Origin of the sequence: Cohnella phaseoli (genome assembly GCF_003386235.1) — a bacterium.
Classification (GTDB): Bacteria; Bacillota; Bacilli; order Paenibacillales; family Paenibacillaceae; genus Cohnella; species Cohnella phaseoli.
The window spans coordinates 1-17918 of sequence record NZ_QRDZ01000063.1 but is presented as its reverse complement, the minus strand read 5'-3'; the positions used below and the strand labels follow the sequence as shown (position 1 = coordinate 17918).

Here is a 17918-nt window from a genome sequence, read left to right as displayed (position 1 = left end):
TTCCTCCTTGGTGACTTCGACAATCCCAAGAGTACCCTACTTTTTTGTCGTCTGCTAGACGCTACCCGTTCTTACACAACTTATTTTACGCCATCTCGAACGCTGCTTTGAAGGTGAACTCACCTTAGTTACGGCCCCTTGGAACTCTAATAATCTAAGGGTATCTTTTGTAGGAATATGCGATAGGTTATTTAAGAGGAAAAAGCAGGAAAAAGGTTGCAAGAAGTCGAAATTTGATACAAATTCTCTTGTCCATAGGCGCGTTGAAGCGAATACTGAAAACGAATTCGACTGGAGTGACATTTCCGATTTTTGAAGAAATTAATTATATGCTTTGAAAGTCTCTTAGCTTACATGCTTTACAAATGAAAGTTTTTAATGCAGTAATTTGTTGACTATGAAGAGAAATAAGGTGAGAGCAATGTCTACTGACAGAGAACAGACCCTTAGCCATGTTGACTATAACTTAAATAAAGATGATATTATCGATGCTAAAAAAATCGAACCTTATTATAAAATGTTTGGTGTATTCAATCTTAAAGATCCCAAAATGACGACATTAGTTCTAGCTGCTGCGCGAACTATCTCGCGGCAAGGAGGGATATTAACCCGTTCTGAGCTTGACGGGCTACTTAATTATATGCAGAAAAGCACACGCAACAAAGTTATTAAGAACTTGCTTAAGTATGAGTGGGTCATTTTTAACGGTATCGACTATCAAATGCCTGGTCGAATTGTTTCGTTGCTAACACATGGATTATTTGGGTCTATAATTCGCGGAGAGATGAATTTTGCTCAAGAAATTCTTCTTGTAGGAAATGAAGCTGATATATCTGATTTATATAACTTAGATCAAGAAACGGTAGAAAAGAACTTTGATATTCATATGAGTCAGTTGAAGGATATTCGAGACAAAATAGAACGAATGATTCAAAAACGATCAAAAAAAGATATAAGAGAAATTATTCAAACAAGTCCTACAATACTTAATGCAATTGATGAATTAAGAAAGAAAATGAGAAGAAGAAGCGACTTTTCCGGTAGTTTTCAAAAAAGAAACGAATTTTATGAGGTCTGCGGGCAGATAACAGCGTTAGTTGCTCAAACATTAGATACTGCTAGGGAAAATTTACTACAAGATGTCAGTGCTATAGGAAAATATTTTGATCCGGAAAAAATGGAGGAATTTCTTAAAGAAGCTTCTTTCGACTACTTAGCCAATTTAGCTATAAAATATTTTTCCGCACCGAAGCAAACTCCGCAGATAAGTGAAGAGACAGTAGTCTATAAAACCAAATCGTTTTTCATGCAAGTACCCGGGGAGACCATAGAAGTCCCCCCTCCCCCAGTCATTGAGTTTGAAGAAGAAGAGATCATCTTTGAGCGCAAAGATAATCCCCTAGAATTACTGTACCATGAACTGGTATTTAAACTTAAAGAAAGACAAAGTGCTCCTTTAGACGAAGTTTTATTTACTGAAAGTGATAGCTTTGGTATAGCGATGTATCGAACTGGGCAAACCGTAAAGCTTATTTCAAATCTTCAAGCACCAGACATAGCCAAAGTGGAAATTTTAGGTTTGGATGTAAAGGACAATATGAAATTATTGAACAACGGGCCTGTAGAGGAGATTACAGAATCCTATCTATGGAGGGGGAAATAATTTGGAAGGAATAGTCGTTAATCCGGAAGTACAACGAATCTGTGCTCTTTTTCATTACGGGTGGATTTCAAAAGAATCGGTAGGGACGCTTGAAAAAAATTTAACATTATACAGAGAAGTGCAACAAACATTGGCCATGATGGGCTATGAGCTTATTAACTTTCCTAATTGTGAATGGTATGTAATACGACTAAAAAAGCAATTTGATGATGACGCTTTTGAGAAGTTTCAACGAAAAAATAATGGATTTAACAAAAGACATATGGCGTTAATAACTATACTCTTTATAAAGCTTATTATGCCCCGATTAACAGGTAATTACGGAAATCAAGAGGTTTATACAACCTTAGACGAGCTGACATTGAATTATGGAGATAAGTTTCGTTTTAGAAGAATGAGTCCACGCCATTCCATAGAATCGTTAATTAAAATGTTGAAAAAACATTGGTTCGTTATTGAGGTGGATTACCGCTACTATGCTGGGCCAGCAATGTTTATGCTTCATTATCATGAATATCTTCAGGGTGTAACGCAGGACATGCTTCAGGAAATGATGGATGCAACTCAGCAGGTTACAAGAGATTTATCGGAAGATCAGCAGAGAACAGCGACGGAGGCAGATTTAACTGTAGAGGGGGAGCCTAGTGAATGATTAAAGATTTTTCGACGGCCTACTGGGGATTATTGCCCACAACTTCCAGGCCATATCCGGCACATCCTAAAGTTAATGCCTTTGTTGGAGCTTCAGGTCATGGCAAGACCACTATCATGGATGGACTCCGCTTACTTCTCGGAGATGCTAAATTCGAAAATAACCGTGATGCTTTGCATTACATGCATGATAAAAGTAAATGGGCTGTGGTTAGAGCTTCCTTTTACAATGAGCCAGTGGAAAGAGTAAGACCTTTTGAAAGTGCCGGTTTTCAAGGGGATGAAGTTACTTGTTGTTGTTTAGTAACGGTTAATTCGAATGGACGTCTAGAAAAGGAGTACTATGTATTCAACGGTGTATTTACTGATATTATCGATCTCGGAACAAAGCCAAAGGCCTATAGTCAAAGTCTAAAAACACAAAAACAGTATAAGCAAATTCTGGAGGAATGCTTAGGAGTAACACCGGCTTTTCGAAACCTTATGTCGATGAATCCAACAACTGTTAAAAATCTTGTTCATCTAGATGCGAATGATCTTTTTCTAAAGGTTTTTGAGCTAAAAGGGGTAAAAAAGATCCACGACAACTATAGAGCGGCCAAAGATGAATTAGGCAGACAGGAAGTCAATCTGCATCAGACACAAAATTCACTTAATGAGGGAGTAGAAACTTTCGAACACCTTCAGTTAAAGTCTGAAAAATTTAAAGAAAATCAATCAAACAGAATAAAATTATACTCCGTCAAGCAAAAAACGTTGAAAGTAGAGTTTTGGGAAAGTAAAGTGGCGATACAAGCGTGCGAAGAAAAAAATTCAAATTTAAAAAATGAGATTAATACGAAACAAGATAAAAAAGTTGATTTAGGTGTACAGAGCACGACTATCCAAACAGAGATTTTGAGAATGGAGGCAGAAAAAGAACAGTGTAAGATTGCCGTATCTAAATTGCAAAGGGAAATAGTCAATCTAAGCGGTAAAGTGGGGGAACTAGCATCAGATAGAAAAAAAATTAATCAAGAGGTGTTGAGATTACAAGAAATCAAGCCATTAGATAGAGAAAGATTTGTTCAGGATCATATAGAGGCTATGGAAATTCTGGAAGTAGCGCGGAATGATTGGCGTAATGATAAGGATAAACTTGATAGTCTTCAGAAGAGAAAAAAAGATTTAGATCAGAGTAGACCTTATCCCGATCATGTGTATCAGTTTACCTCAAGACTTATTGAAAACAAAATTGAAAATATTCTATTGGCCGACGCCATATCTCTTAAGCCTGAATATGAAAAATGGCAACTGGCTGTTGAAGCCTATCTTGGTAATGAACGATTTAGGATTATTGTTAATCAAGATCAAGAGATCGAAGCTAAGAGGCTACAGGAAGAGTACAGATACACTTCTAGGATGAGTATTCCGAAACCAGAAGTATTGAGTCATAGCAAAAGAAACATAACTTATCCGACAATCAGGTCAGTTATTAATGTAGCGCATCCGGATAAAGTGGGTGGTTATATTTCCCGCTTGAATGATATCTATTTAGTTGAAACAGTTGAAGAAGGACATAGTCTTCAAAAACAGGGGCTCACAAGTATTACCATAAAAGGCCTACAGCAAGACTATGATGGCTCTATTTTTAGGAAACATCATCGCTTGTGTTGTGGCAGAATGGCACTAGAGAAAGAAAGGGCATTGACGGAGATTGAAATAAAAAATCAAAGAGAGATTGTTAAAGAAAAAGAAACATTGGTAAGGGAATATGAGAATGAACTGAATAGACTTCAGACAATTATTAACGAACAGAATGAACTCTATAATTTACCTGGTATGGAAAATTATATAAATATATTAAATAGTACTTATCGAGCACTTTCTGATGAAAAGTGCAATAAAGAAAATGAATGTATTGGACTTAACAATAAGCAAGAAGAGATTGAAAAGCTTCTTACTGAGGGGAAAATCACTGCAGCGGTCTATAGTGAGCAGGAAAAGCAATGTACGCAGGAAATCGAAAGGCTTGCTCATGAGATACGAGTCGTAGTGCAAGAGATGGAAATTAAAAGACAGGATCTTGAAGAAATAAAGCAAAAACTATTTATGATTGGGGTTTCAGAGGATGACATAGAGTTTATACCTCAGGATATAAGTACTCCGGATTTTAAAAATGAAAAAGGTGAGATATATTCTTCAAAGGAGCTGAAAAAAGAAAGTGAGCGCCTTATTGAGAATATCAACAGTTTCATACGAGAAAATCCTGATATTGATGATACTGTAGTGGAACTTGTAAAAACGCAGGAGGCACTGGTAAATCAGTTGCAATATAGGTTTAATAAAATAAAAGAGGAAAGAGATAACTGGGAGCAGGAGTGCAATAATAGTCTCGCGGCGCTTCAAGGTCATATTAAAGAGACTATGAAAGATTTTATAGAGGAATTCCATATGATAGCCGATCTAATCGGAGCCAATGCCACGGGCAGACTTGAACCTCGTGGAGAAGATCCTGACTTATGGGAACTATACCTTTCGATTGGGTTCGACGGGAAGAAGCCAGCATTAATTAATAGTCCTGAATTATCTTCTGGGCAAAGGGCTAGAACCAGCCTATTAGTTTTATTAGCCGCAGTAAGTAGCAAAAGGCGAGGCGAGAAGCTTTCAATTATGTTCTTGGATGAACCAAATGCTGAAGTAGATGATTATAGTGGAAACGATATCGGTCAAGTATTTCAAGTGACTGATATTCAGTATTTTATTACTCATCAGATAGGCGAGTCCCTCAAGTCGATACAATGGATCAACCATTCGTTTCTTTGTAGCCAGTGCCCGCCTGATTCAGATTTTGCTAGGCCGCTGTTAGTCCAAAAGATGCGAACTGACTAGATCTATTAAAATTAGGTGACTATGGATTAATGGCGGGAGGAGTCAAAATGGCCATAAATCATATTTTTACAATCGAGGAACACCAGACGGGCTTAGAAGTCAATAAGATATATAGAAATGAATATCGATTTCCCGTTGAAATGCTCGTGAAGGGGCGAAAGTATAGTGGAGTGGAAGCTACTCTTAATAAACAGCATGGCAAAAAGATACTTATGGAATTTGTACTAAAACTACTTTCAAATGGTCCAAAACAATATAAGTATGTTATTAGCCAGATGCTTCAAAAATTTAATTGGTTTGATTTAAGTGATGCATTAGAGATTCTTTTATTAGACGGTGTAATACAGATTACCTTTAAAAATTTAAATCCTCGAAAATCCGTCAGTTGGCTACCTAAAATAGTTGGGCTTGATCCTAGGGCTGTGGAATCTTTATTACCACAACAACCAGACATCGACCTTGAATTTATAGAATTAAGGAAGTCAGTAATCAATCTGACCGTGGAAACCAGGAACCCATTAAAGAAACGTATCTTACAATGGATTGAAGAAAGAAAAATACAAGATCAATCAGGTACTTTAATTGCTGATGTTACGTCATTTCGAAAATACAAGTCAGTAATTCTTACAATCGCACATTATATCTATTTGAGGGATCGTGGGCAAACGGTACCTTTGCGTTACTTATCAAATCAAATTTGGGATCATCCAAGATTGTTATGTACTTATAAAAATGAAAGTGCTCTTGCAGCGGAAATAACCTTGGACGAACTTGATTCGGTGCTTCTTAATGATATCAATAGTACGTTGCACGCGCCTCTAGTATCCATTTCTCCGGTAGAAGAATTACAAAGACTGGTAGATCAGTTGCTAGAACCAGAAACTTCACAAGACGCGATATTATCTTCTGTTAGCTTAATTAATTCTTATATCCATAAGATTATAGAGATTGTTGGAGACTCCGAAAATAAAACTTTAAACTTGTTAGACTATTACGATTTACACATTAAGTTTACTGATAGTGGCTCCGCAGAAGCTGAGTTGTCCATATTAATTGATTTTAAAGAACGTATTGCTGCCTTAAAGAAAGAAATATTAAAGATTGGGCATATTAGGCATCGGTTTGAGATGATTGTCTTGGAAGAGGTAGGGAGTGGTTCCTTTGCCCGAGTGTATAGAGTATTCGATCCTGAATCAAACAAAATTGTAGCTTGTAAAATTCTATTCCCCAGAACGTACTTTAAACAGATTTATGCAAATGACGGGGACGAGTATATACTTCGTTTCAAACGAGAAGTTAGGTTGCTGACTAAGGAGTTACAACACAGAAACATCATAGAGGTCGGGAAGATTCAGCTTGACGGTTCCCCTTTTTGGTTTACTATGCCTTTAGCGAGTTTTACTTTGGAAAAATGGATGAAGAATAATCGTAATGCTTCTGTAGACCAACGTATGGAAATCTTCAAACAGATTATTTCGGGAATTAAGTACTTGCATAAGAGAGAGAAATATCATCGGGACTTAGCCCCAAATAACATATTATTATTCGAGACGAATCATGGTTTAGAAGTGAAGATTGCCGATTTTGGACTGGCAAAAGACACTAAATCAAAATCATTTTTCACGGGATTATCGAAGAGAGGATACGGTCAGGAAGACTTCACTGATCCCCAACAGCTTAATAATTTAGCTGACTCTACCCATTTGTCTGATATTTACTCACTAGGGGCATTATTGTACTATTTATTAAGCAACAAGCTGCCTAAAAGAAGATTCTACTTTTCGATTATGTACCAAAGTGTAGTTATGAAGGCCATGGATAAGCGGAATAAACGCTATCAAACTGTTTATGATTTCGAATATGATTTAAACGAGTGTATGAAATTGGATGAATGAACAGAGTGGCGAACAACCATAATGTTGCTTAGCAATTATAAAGTTAGTTATCATGATTCTCAAAATTATGTTGATCACACATAACATAAATAACCGATTCGTAGTAAAATCAATCTTTTCGAGAAGGCCTACTCTTCAGGTCTTCACTTTTTGCATTTATCTGTCCCATCCCGCAGAAAGGAAGTGATAATCAATAACAAAACAACACACTGGATGCAAATGGAACGCCCCTTCGAAGGTGAACCTACTCTGTTGTTGGTAGTGCATTTCGCTAATGAGCACTCAAGTTATGTGAAGTGCTGTGCGTCGCTTATCAGGAAATAGTGTATCGGAGAGCCATATTTACCTACTGGTTCTCATTTGAGTTTATTGATGCTGATATTTAAGAAGAAATCCCCTTCGAATCATTACCAAGAAGGGGGTTTCTGTGTAAATATTAAATCTTGACTTCTTCTGAAACTACAGAATATCATCCCAAGTTCGCCCGTTTAATTCACGGCCAGTTCGATGCTTTTGAACCTCGTCCCATTGCTTAAAGAAGAAGGCGATGTCTTTATTTATTTACTGGTCACGGATTGACTGTACCCACTCAACAGCCATTGGTCGTGCTCCTGGTCCACTTTCGCCGCCAACAACTACCCAGTGGATCTTTCTAAGTTCATTTATACTTACACCTTACTATACATTGTACTTTTCTAAAAAGGAAAAATTTGCAAGTGACCAGCGACCAATAGTGTCATTACCATCCACAGAAATTCCTCATCGGTTGAGGGGTTGCTCCAAGTTGTTCCATCCTTTGTATATAATCGTCGAAGTAAGAATCCAGTCCTGCTTTTAATTGAAAATAGTCTAAGCCCTTAGTTTACTTTTGAAGTATACTATGAAATCGACAATTTTATGATATACTATGCTAAAATATAGAATAAATTGCGGGGGCATAGATGAGTCCTACTCCTACGATTGATCAATATCTACTTTCTACATGTCTTTTTATAATTGATGAATTTAACGAGTTGTATAGAGATTTATCAAAAGAAGATCTTAAAAAAATCGCAGATGAACGGTATAACGAAATGGATATTTGTGTTCGACTTGGTTACCCATTCAGGCAAATGGCTCACTTTACAGTAGGAGATATGAAGAAAAAAACAGCCGGCAAAGTAAACCACGATATTTATATACACTCTAAAGACTTTAAGATCGAAGTGAAGTACCTTAAGAACTGGAAAAGTTCATCTGGAACAAACTCAGCCAGTAAGAGTTGGAATGTGTATCAAGATGACTTTGACTGGTTATCGAACGAGATATTGGAAGGTAACAAGGGGAAGAGAGCATTTGTAATTGGTTGGTTTAATTGTGTCAATAATTTCTCTTCATTGATCCAGTTAGGTGATGGGAAAACCGCAGGGAGTAAACCACTAGTAAGTGAACAAAAACTATGCTATTTTCCTTTTCTAAAAAGAAGGAGTGTGCCGACTTACGCCAGTGAATTAATTTATAATTATAATAGTACAGCCTACAGTCCACAGAACGTTAGTCCAATTAATAACGTAGATGTTGACTTTAGTTGCTTATTTTTGGGAAGTGAGGAAGACGCTTTTCATTTTGCGATTTACTACTAACCGCATGATTGTGTTGATTCTCACAAATTCGCTTATTAAGGGCGTGCCCCTAACCCCTTTCTAATCGTTACGTGGTTTCATCATGAAAAAAGTTTTCAAACGACTGAAGCATTTCAGAAACGACAAACGTTATTGGGCATCTTCATTAGGACTAGTCCTTGCAATAAAGAGGTGATACGGTGAGAAAACGAGCGATTCGCATCCTGGTATGGGCGAACCACGAGGAGAACCTAAACTCCAAACCAGCGCAAAAAAGCCGGGCTTTCTAAGGAGGGGATATACGATTCCAGATTCAAGACTACGTCCCGTAGGCCCATATGGGGATATTCGCCATACAATGCGAAGAAGTTAGAAAAATTTATCCCGACCAATACAGATGCAAATACTTACGTCCAGTACAAAGGAAACATCATCTACGTAGATGAAATTGCATTGATCCGAGTAATCCAAGATCCGAAAGAAGCAACTCAAGAACTACTTAAATCTAAAGACGGAATAGTCAGAGCACACACTTCGGATGAAATACTTAAAAATGAAATCCGAACACTTCGAGGATTACGAGGAGTCTTGCAATATGAAAATTGATTTAATTGGGACTGCTACAAACATCTATTATTTTGAATTACAATGGACAATCCATGGCTATTGACGAGCTCGTTGTTGATACCGGAGCCTCCCATACAAAATTGGCGATGAAATTGTGCGTGCCTTCGGCAAATTAGGCTCATTTCAGATTGAAAACTTCAAAATTGATATCGGCACTTTACATGAAAAGCTTAAAATCAATGCCAATATATCATTCTCAAACTTTCAGAACTTAAAATATATCCAGCCATTGCTGAATAAATTATTAATAGATTAGATTTCTAAAAGCACTTTGCCCGCGCTAATCATATCTATATTTTTCTCTTCTAAATCGTGTCCTGCTCCGGCCCCCCCTTTCCTGTGCGTGTTAATGATATTGTCTATGTTATCTAAAATGGTCCTAAAGTTAGTAAAATTAATAGAGGAATAGTTCGTCAAAATGTATTTGGAGAATATTTCTTTGCCATAGTATTTCGAGACATCATACTTATCCTTCTTTGTGAATTCTTTCCCGTCAATTTTATGCGAAAGGACACTGTCCTCAAACAAGTCTTCTATATCACATTCAGATTTATCACCGATCAGAGGTGTGGTTAAGAGATATAAGTTGTCAATAATATCAACAAAGTTTTTATGTTTCAAATCTTCCCGTTTTTTTTCATCCAATTTTGCATGGTTAAGGAAGTTTCCTATCGGCTTCTTATCCCCGCTATGAATCTCATTATCAAACATTAAAATCACAGGATTTATTGGTAATGTATTGCTCGTTTTTTTGAAAAAACTCAAATAATTAGTAGTATCAGACTTCTTGGAATCAAAGAAATCATATATATTTTTTAATGCGGTGCCGCCGTCCTGAAAAATTCCCATAAAGTGTTTTAATCTCTTTGTTTTATTTAGAAAGGATATTTTGAATTCAAACTTCCCATTACTGTTTTTAGTAATTAAATTAGGATATTCGTTGTATAGTTTTTTTAAAGCAGATTTTAAATAAGCTACATCCGTTTTACCTTCTGTCACAATCAGTGGCTTGGGGTTAGCAAAGAAGTATTTATAAAATAGGAATTTTTGATATTGACGTTCTCTCGAACATAAGCGCTGGAAGTGATGTTTTTCACCATCCAATTTATTATTATACCAAGTTAGTTGATTAATAAAGGCAAATCTGCCCTCTAATTGATATAGAGTGGCGGGTTTATCATTAATCTCAAACTCACCATATTTGTAGAGGTGATGAGCCATTGCTCTAGTCTCTTTATAATAAACACTATTTATATTTATCTTCTTATTAACAACCAGTCCAGTTACGACTTGTTTAGAATCCCTAAGTTGTAACCGTGTCTTCTTTTCATTAATTTTAAACCCGGCACGAATGATCACTTCAGATGCCTTTATATAGAATTCAGTTTGTAGCTCTAAGAAGTTTTTATCATTTGTCGAAAATGTTAAATCATCCGCATAACGTGTGTAATCTAATTTATATTGTTTTGCGATTTTCAATAATCTATGATCTAGTATCTCGGAAATTAAGTTCGTAATGATGGGGGAGCTTGGGGCACCTTGAGGTAGCTTTCCTTCATAACAAGATATTTGTGCTATAGCTGTGGCTACTTCTATAGGAAGTGAAAAATGGATATTTATATTAAAAAAACCTCTAACACGACCAAAGTGAAAACTATCAAAAAAGTCCTCTAAATCAATATTTAAAACAAACCGTTTATTCCGGTGGTTTTCTGCATTTGTTATTATGCCCTTGTCTATTTCAAAAGCATGAGAAATCTTGTCTGCACTCCCCCGCTTTTTCTTATGGTTATATAGAGCCTCTGCAAGTTTTTTTTGAATGTCTTTGAGTTCTTTTGAAGGAGCATTAATGTTACGAGTGCCACCGTTTTTCTTGGAAATCTCGAATGAAGTATATAAGTTGTTACTTCCTTTTACATACAATATATAACTAAGCTGTTTCCTAGGGACTTTCAAAAAATCTGCGAGTTCATTACGTGTTTTTATATCGTTAAATTCGCCCACATGAAACTCCCCATCTCATAAGTACGTGCGGCTACTCATTATGCGATGAAAACGCGATGATAAGAGACAACTACTTCGGCAAACACCGCTTATATGAGAGAGAGCAAATATCCCCACCATTTTTGACAACACTTGCGAAGCACAAGTGAAAAATCTAGCCGCACGTTTATAAGATTATACATTAATTTTTAATAAATTAAAACAAAGTGAGCGTTATCAACAATCTTAAAAAAGGATATCAAAGCATTTCCTTCTCTTTCGGGACTTTGGAAGTTGAATACAATCTGATCCGGTATATCCCCGCATGGCCTAAAAGGATAGCCGAATTGACCAGTTTACCATTTCTTGTTTTACATACTTTGTAATCAGAAACGGCAAACTGCGAGCGATTGTCTATGAGGACAGCTAATCAACGATTATTTTGAAAAGAAGTAATCAAAACAGAGGTGGAAGTAGGGGGCGCACATTTTGTTTCGTTCTTCGGTATCTCTGCTTTTCGGATTCAAGAATGATTGGAGGGTGCAGCTACAAGTCACCTATTATACGGATCTCGTAAGCAAGTGTAGTGACTGGGCTCATCGATATTTATGCATCATAGGGGTAGACTCCGATCCAGTACAAACTAACCTTTGCATATAAAACCAGCTTTCGTAATACCATTCAAGGAAAAAGGCGGGGGCGAAGTGAAAAGAATCTTTGATAAGTGAAGGGAGTGATTCGTGTTCCTATTCCCCGGAAGACACATGTTGAATGTGTTGTGTCAACATACCGTGTTGACAAATAATCGGGAACGCCTAACCTCGATTCTCAAAAAAACTAACTTTTTATCAAATTCGATTTTCTTGTAAGTTAGGATGTTCAACCACTTTTTGATTTTCTTATTAAGCTAGCGGCAGATTTTTTAAGATAAAGAGCGGTGAATCTTAAAATAATTGACGGCGAAAAACCTGAGACGAGGGTAAAATTCATATTACCATACATTCACCCTGTTCCTAACCATCGTAATAAATGATAATTACAAAATGAAAAGTGCCTCTCAATATTAATAGTACTCAACTACTGGAGCTTAATAACGCATATAAAGGTAACTTATTCATTTTCACAAAGGAGGGTGTAATATGTTAAAGCTACAAAGCGGTCTTGATATTTTCCCTTTGCTATTTGAGTTTGCCACAAAGCAAGCAAAACGCAAATTTCCTTCGTGGTATTTTTGGGGTTTGGGTTGCCTTTCGTCCCGGACTGCATTGGAGCTTTCTAATTATATTTCCTCGCGTACTTTCCTCGCGGCGGAAAATATCAGTGCATTACAAGACGCAAACTGTCGGATGAGGAAATCATCATTTCGAATATCAATTCACTCTCAGGAACGGATTTTCAATGTCTCATGGAGATGTCCTACACAAAGTCAAAGGACACGCTACAAAGTCAAAGGATAGGTTGTTGAGTGATTTGGTTCCGGCGATCATGAAATCGATCTAATCCTCAAGGGCAAAAGGATACAAAGTCGCAATTCAATTCAAATGATTGAAGCAGGAAAAAGTGACATTTGAGCTTTACGAACATTTGTGAGAAATAAATGAAATAAATGAGGGGAGCTTTTGAAGTGAATAAAAAAAGGACTCGTTTCTTTTCTGAGAACAAATCGTTAGTTATTGAGTGGCTATTTATTCTCGCTATCTTGGTATCTCTTTTTTGTATTATTCTGTATTACACACCCTTGGAAGTCGGACGGTTTATCGACAGTTGGAATCGACAATGGGAATGGGCAACACATTGGTATGGGTTATTAGTAATATATTGGATTGAAATTATACTACTTGTGTTCATATGGGACTTGTTTTGGTTTCGTCTCAATAGATTGGTATACACTATTTACATTGAGCTTACACATCAATGGATTAAAAAAATGTGGCTTCTACTAAAGTTAATCCGATTTAAATATGGTTTTAACAAGCTCCGCTACCACATGAGAGTTGCTTTTTTCTTTGCTGGCAGGGGGAGAGATCGTAAAGAACTAATAGACTATATAGGTAGTCCCACACCGACCGATTTATTGAAGACAGTACTTTCATTGCTTTTTGCAAAAGCATCAATCATCGCAGGAATACTTACATTGTTAACATTCGATGATTTATTTTTCAATACAGTTCAGAGCAAAGCAATAGATTTATGGAATGAAGGTGTTGCATTTGTATGGGATAATTTCACTAAACTTTCTGCATTTGTTGTACTTGTGCTTCTTTTATTTCTCGGGTATTTCGTAAGCCGACGTGGGATTATTCGCCGTGCTATAGCACAAGCAAATCGAAAAAAACTTGAGGACATTGTTCAAATGCATCGTAAACTGTCACATTGCATTATTAACATCATCCTTAAGAGTTCAAAAAATATAGAGTATGCGATAAACTGTTACGACTTAATTGTCGAAAGTTGGGCTTACAAAATTCAACCCGGCACAACGTTTTCCGCTGAAAGAAGATGGGTCTACCAGCGTTATAGAGATTCAAAAGATTTTCAGTTTGAAGACATTCCAGAATTGGAGCCGTTCTTAAACGAAATTAACAATATGAAATTTGCCGAAAATGCCAATGTATCCCGTTGGTTTTTGCGATCAAGATATGAGTTACTCTCGTTATTCCTAACAAACTCAACTTCATTGAAGATTGATCGAATTAACCGGTTATTGTTTACTAAGAAAGGCTTTGAAGAAATGTACAAAATACCGGATAAATATACTAGAGAGTCTGACGAAGTTGAAGTATTCGATTCCGGAACAATTCAAGCCGAAGTAGATGATTTTAAAGTATTCATCCTGGAAGAGTATATAATTGAAGGGCTTGAACTTATTTATAAATTATATCGATACTCTGTGGTGATCGAGAACATACTTCATCTTGAGTCGGATAAGCTTGGGCGTGGTCTTCGGGGATTCACCAATAAAGAATAAAATCAAGGCGAGAGTTTGGATGATACAGTTTTCAGTTTTCACTTTTCGCCCTGATTTACTCTCATTTTGAAATTAAATTAGAATAGTCACTATCTATACTTATGACACAATCCTAGACCCAAACGAACCTGCTCGGCAACAGCATCGAAGCGGTAGACGTAGTTGCTGTGGAATATGAGTTTTTGGGAAAGCCATTAATGACTTTTGGAGATGCTTAAGCTCATTCTTATTATTGTGCGCCGAGGTAAAGCTGTAGGCTTTCATCACCCGCCTCTGTTCCTGCAAAATGAAGGACACCCAACCAGGTGTCTTCATTTCGCTCAAAAGATGATAAGCTGAACCGTATCACAAGTAGGGCGAAATTTGAAGGATAATGCAGTTCCTTATCGAATGATTTTTTGTAGGAATAATATGGGGGGATTTTAAGAATGAGCATGTTACATGTTAATCAAATAAAAAGTAAGATACTAGAATTGTATAAGGATATTATTGATCTAGGTGATATTACTACTGCTCCGGAGGAACAAAAGAAGAACTATTTGCTTACTAGATCTCTTGCAGCATATTCTCTCCAACATTGTGCGCAAATTGAGTCAACTCTAGCCGCTAGAACTATTACCGATGGTTCTGAAGACAATGGAATAGATGCAATCTACTACGATGAGAGAAATAAGGTCTTGTATCTGGTCCAATCGAAATGGATACATAACGGTCGAGGTGAACCTGAATCTGGTGATGTGAAGAAGTTTGTAGACGGAGTAAAAGATTTATTTGATCTGTCTTTTGACAGATTTAACGAAAAAGTTAGAAGAGTTGAAGAAATTATTACAAGGGCAGTGTGTGACTCAAAAACCACGTACCAATTAATTCTATGCTACACAGGTTCAAATGAACTTTCTGACCATTCGCGAAGAACTTTATATGATTTTTTAGATGAAATTAATGATACAAGTGAGTTGGTATACCTTAATATATTGCATCAGAGAGCTCTACATTCATCATTAGCTGCAGGACTTTCTGGTGAACCAATAGATTTAACTATTAGTATTAAGTCTTGGGGGAGAGTCCAAGAGCCAAGATTGGCATACTACGGGCAGGTTAATGGATTGGAAGTGGCGAAGTGGTGGGATGATTACAGATCCAGGTTATTTAATAAAAATATAAGAGGTATATTAGGAGACACAGACGTCAACGAAGAAATACGTAAAACTATTGAGAATGAACCAGATAAATTTTGGTATTATAATAACGGAGTTACTATGGTTTGTAAGAATGCGGAAAAGACAATGCTTGGTGGAGCGGATAGAGATGTCGGGCAATTCGTCTGTGAGGATATAAGTATTGTTAATGGAGCACAGACGGTGGGCACTATCGGCAAATACGGAGAGAAGACCAAAATAAATTTGGACCAGGTTTATATACCAATTAGAATTATTTCTACTGGCGAATCCGAAGATGATTTTGGGGAACAGATAACAAAAAGTAATAATAAGCAAAACAAAATTGATAGTCGGGATTTTGTTTCCTTGGATCCGGAACAAAGTAGAATCAAAACTGAACTTGCAATTGATGGAGTAACCTACCATATTCTAAGATCTGAAGTACTAGAGAAGAGTGAAAGTTCGTTTGACCTAAATGAAAGCACTACTGCATTAGCATGCGCTTCTGATAACGTTAATACTGTAGTGCAACTAAAAAGCAAAATCAGTAAGCTATGGGATGATCTTGAGAAGGGGTACTACAAGCAAATATTTAACCGTGCTGTTACGGGGCACTACACTTGGCGCTGTGTTCAGGTACAGAGGTTCGTGGATGATTCACTATCAAGAATTCTAATTGGAGTTCCGAAGTCGGGAAGGGATTACGGGGTTGCAGTTCATGGAAATAGAATTATTTCGATGCTTGTATTTAAGGAGTTGGACTCAAATAAATTGAAAGATGTTAGTTTTAACTTTAACGGAGTGATTACTAAGGAACTTATATTTGATTACACACATAAATACTATTATGAAATAAAAGATGTTATTAGTGAGAAATACTCTCAGGATACAATGGCTGTATTATTTAAAAATAGGACAAAGTGTACTGATATCGTGAATACAGTTATATCATAAATCTGTAGATAATTAGGGTTCTTATTGGAATTGGAGGAATGTTAGCATCAACAGCACGGACATGCTTGTTCTTGAATTCGGGATGACTTCCCTAATACCTGTATGTTATATCCAATTCATAAACTAAAGCATAAGTAAAGATAAAAACTCTGAATAACCGAGAATGTGGAGTGAAAACTCCTTATTGGTTAAAAAATAAGAGCGAAACGTTGGCCTTCGAAGCCTCCTGTCCCGCTCTTATTTTACGTTTTCACCCATTTTTCCGTGCCTTCTCATACTCACCCTCAACCAACTTAAAGAAGTCGGAAGGTTTTATTTTCAATCCTTTACAGAGTTCGAATATTTTCGTGACGGAAGGCTCGTTTCTGCCGACTTCGATCATCGAAATGTAGGATCGGTCAACGTCGCATTCATGCGCCAGATCCTCTTGGCTTAAGCCTTGCTTGAGGCGAATCGCTTTTAAGGTTTTTCCGATAATTTGTTTGATAATATTGGACGGATCGCTCAAGGAAAATTACTCCTTTTCTGTCCATTATCAATCTGTTATACTATCGATGACAGATAAAGTATTCAACAAAAAGTAAAATAAAGTAATTATGGATATGTGTGGACCTTTCATTTGAGAAGGGAAGCGAGCCGCCTGACAAATGAGCTGATGCACAAATACGAGAAAGAAAAAATGAAGCTAAACGAACTTGGACAGGAATCGCTGGGGAAGGGAATTCCGCTTGCAGCGAATGAAACAGTTCTGGCCCAGAGCCGAAAGGTAGACGAGCTAGTTACCCGATTTTATGTTCAGAAAATGGCTGAGAGGGAGCAAGGCAATCGATAAAGCAAGTTTGTGGGGAGAGGTGAGGTCATGGAATTTCCGTCATGGTTCCAGAGCGCGATTCAGGAACGGCTGGATGAAGTGTCCGCTCGAATTCAGTTCCAACCGGATCTAAGAAAGTATCGCGTAGAGGAGAAGAGCGCTTTCGAGGCGTTGTTCTCCTGTGTAAATATGACTCAATGTCCGGAGTATACGGAATGGGAAGATAAACACCATTACTGCCGAGGCTTGGAGAATGAACGGTTATATTTGCAGGGGATGCGAGACGGAGCGAGGCTGGCGATTGCGCTGATGTCCGATCCGCTTGCGGAGCAGGAGGGGGACGCGAATTCGGCCAAATCGGAATCGGAACATTAGATGAGGAGGGGGCAAGGCGCACCCCTCTTTTTTATCAAATGTAAACTGTTCTATGCAATTGGGTGATGCAAATGTTTTGCGAAGCTCAAGTCATTGTTATCATATACTCGAATAACTTTTTCTTCATATAATTGTAACCGGGATTCGAAGTCCGCGCGGTTGTCTTCGAAGTCTCGCGTCCACTTATACATCATTTTCAACATCTTTATATCCACTAGTCATGCATCAAACCTAACATGAAAAAACGATCTCCATAATTACCTGTATAAGGAATATTATGATTGTTTTCTCGTAGCCAAACGCATTAAAGCTCCTTTATTGTAGAAATGACGCGTTATCCATCATTTCTTCAAAAAAGG

The 17918-nt window shown here is 37.2% G+C and carries 11 protein-coding genes; 8 read left to right on the top strand and 3 right to left on the bottom strand.

What is annotated here, in order from left to right:
* Nucleotides 1-412 precede the first annotated feature (412 nt).
* Genes DFP98_RS38320 through DFP98_RS38305 form a run of 4 tightly spaced genes read left to right on the top strand, consistent with a single transcriptional unit; the run spans nt 413 to nt 7080 of the window.
* Nucleotides 413-1663: a hypothetical protein gene (locus DFP98_RS38320; protein ID WP_116065918.1), complete on the top strand. Its 1251-nt coding sequence runs from the start codon at nt 413-415 to the stop codon at nt 1661-1663.
* Nucleotide 1664: 1 nt separating this feature from the next.
* Nucleotides 1665-2315, top strand: coding sequence for a hypothetical protein (locus tag DFP98_RS38315; RefSeq protein WP_116065917.1), 651 nt, complete (start codon nt 1665-1667; stop codon nt 2313-2315).
* The gene (locus DFP98_RS38310) at nt 2312-5185 is read left to right on the top strand and encodes an SMC family protein (protein ID WP_116065916.1); all 2874 of its coding nucleotides are present in this window, start codon (nt 2312-2314) and stop codon (nt 5183-5185) included. The genes DFP98_RS38315 and DFP98_RS38310 overlap by 4 nt, the downstream gene beginning before the upstream one ends.
* A gap of 47 nt (nt 5186-5232) precedes the next feature.
* Nucleotides 5233-7080 carry a serine/threonine-protein kinase gene (locus DFP98_RS38305; RefSeq protein ID WP_116065915.1) on the top strand — a complete coding sequence of 616 codons (1848 nt, stop codon included), beginning with the start codon at nt 5233-5235 and terminating at the stop codon, nt 7078-7080.
* A 561-nt stretch (nt 7081-7641) separates the two neighbouring features.
* Here DFP98_RS38305 and DFP98_RS39970 read toward each other — a convergent pair.
* On the bottom strand, nt 7642-7746 hold the full coding sequence (locus DFP98_RS39970) for a DUF5131 family protein (RefSeq protein ID WP_181918200.1): 105 nt from the start codon (nt 7744-7746) through the stop codon (nt 7642-7644).
* Between the two features lie 275 nt (nt 7747-8021).
* Here DFP98_RS39970 and DFP98_RS38295 point away from each other — a divergent pair, with 275 nt between their 5' ends.
* Nucleotides 8022-8702 carry a hypothetical protein gene (locus DFP98_RS38295; protein WP_116065914.1) on the top strand — a complete coding sequence of 227 codons (681 nt, stop codon included), beginning with the start codon at nt 8022-8024 and terminating at the stop codon, nt 8700-8702.
* 858 nt (nt 8703-9560) lie between these two features.
* Here the strand turns inward: DFP98_RS38295 and DFP98_RS38290 are convergent.
* Nucleotides 9561-11312, bottom strand: coding sequence for a retron Ec67 family RNA-directed DNA polymerase/endonuclease (locus DFP98_RS38290; protein ID WP_116065913.1), 1752 nt, complete (start codon nt 11310-11312; stop codon nt 9561-9563).
* Between the two features lie 1603 nt (nt 11313-12915).
* Between DFP98_RS38290 and DFP98_RS38280 the strand changes: the two genes are divergently transcribed.
* Together DFP98_RS38280 and DFP98_RS38275 are read left to right on the top strand one after the other, a co-directional pair.
* Nucleotides 12916-14259 (top strand): ABC transporter ATP-binding protein, encoded by a 1344-nt coding sequence (locus DFP98_RS38280; protein WP_116065911.1) that lies wholly within the window; start codon nt 12916-12918, stop codon nt 14257-14259.
* A 428-nt stretch (nt 14260-14687) separates the two neighbouring features.
* Nucleotides 14688-16373 carry an AIPR family protein gene (locus DFP98_RS38275; RefSeq protein WP_116065910.1) on the top strand — a complete coding sequence of 562 codons (1686 nt, stop codon included), beginning with the start codon at nt 14688-14690 and terminating at the stop codon, nt 16371-16373.
* 250 nt (nt 16374-16623) lie between these two features.
* Here DFP98_RS38275 and DFP98_RS38270 read toward each other — a convergent pair whose 3' ends face one another.
* Complete coding sequence (locus DFP98_RS38270; RefSeq protein WP_246017210.1) at nt 16624-16881, bottom strand: helix-turn-helix domain-containing protein; 258 nt, start codon at nt 16879-16881, stop codon at nt 16624-16626.
* Between the two features lie 351 nt (nt 16882-17232).
* Between DFP98_RS38270 and DFP98_RS38265 the strand changes: the two genes are divergently transcribed.
* On the top strand, nt 17233-17559 hold the full coding sequence (locus tag DFP98_RS38265) for a hypothetical protein (RefSeq protein WP_116065909.1): 327 nt from the start codon (nt 17233-17235) through the stop codon (nt 17557-17559).
* Nucleotides 17560-17918: the final 359 nt, after the last annotated feature.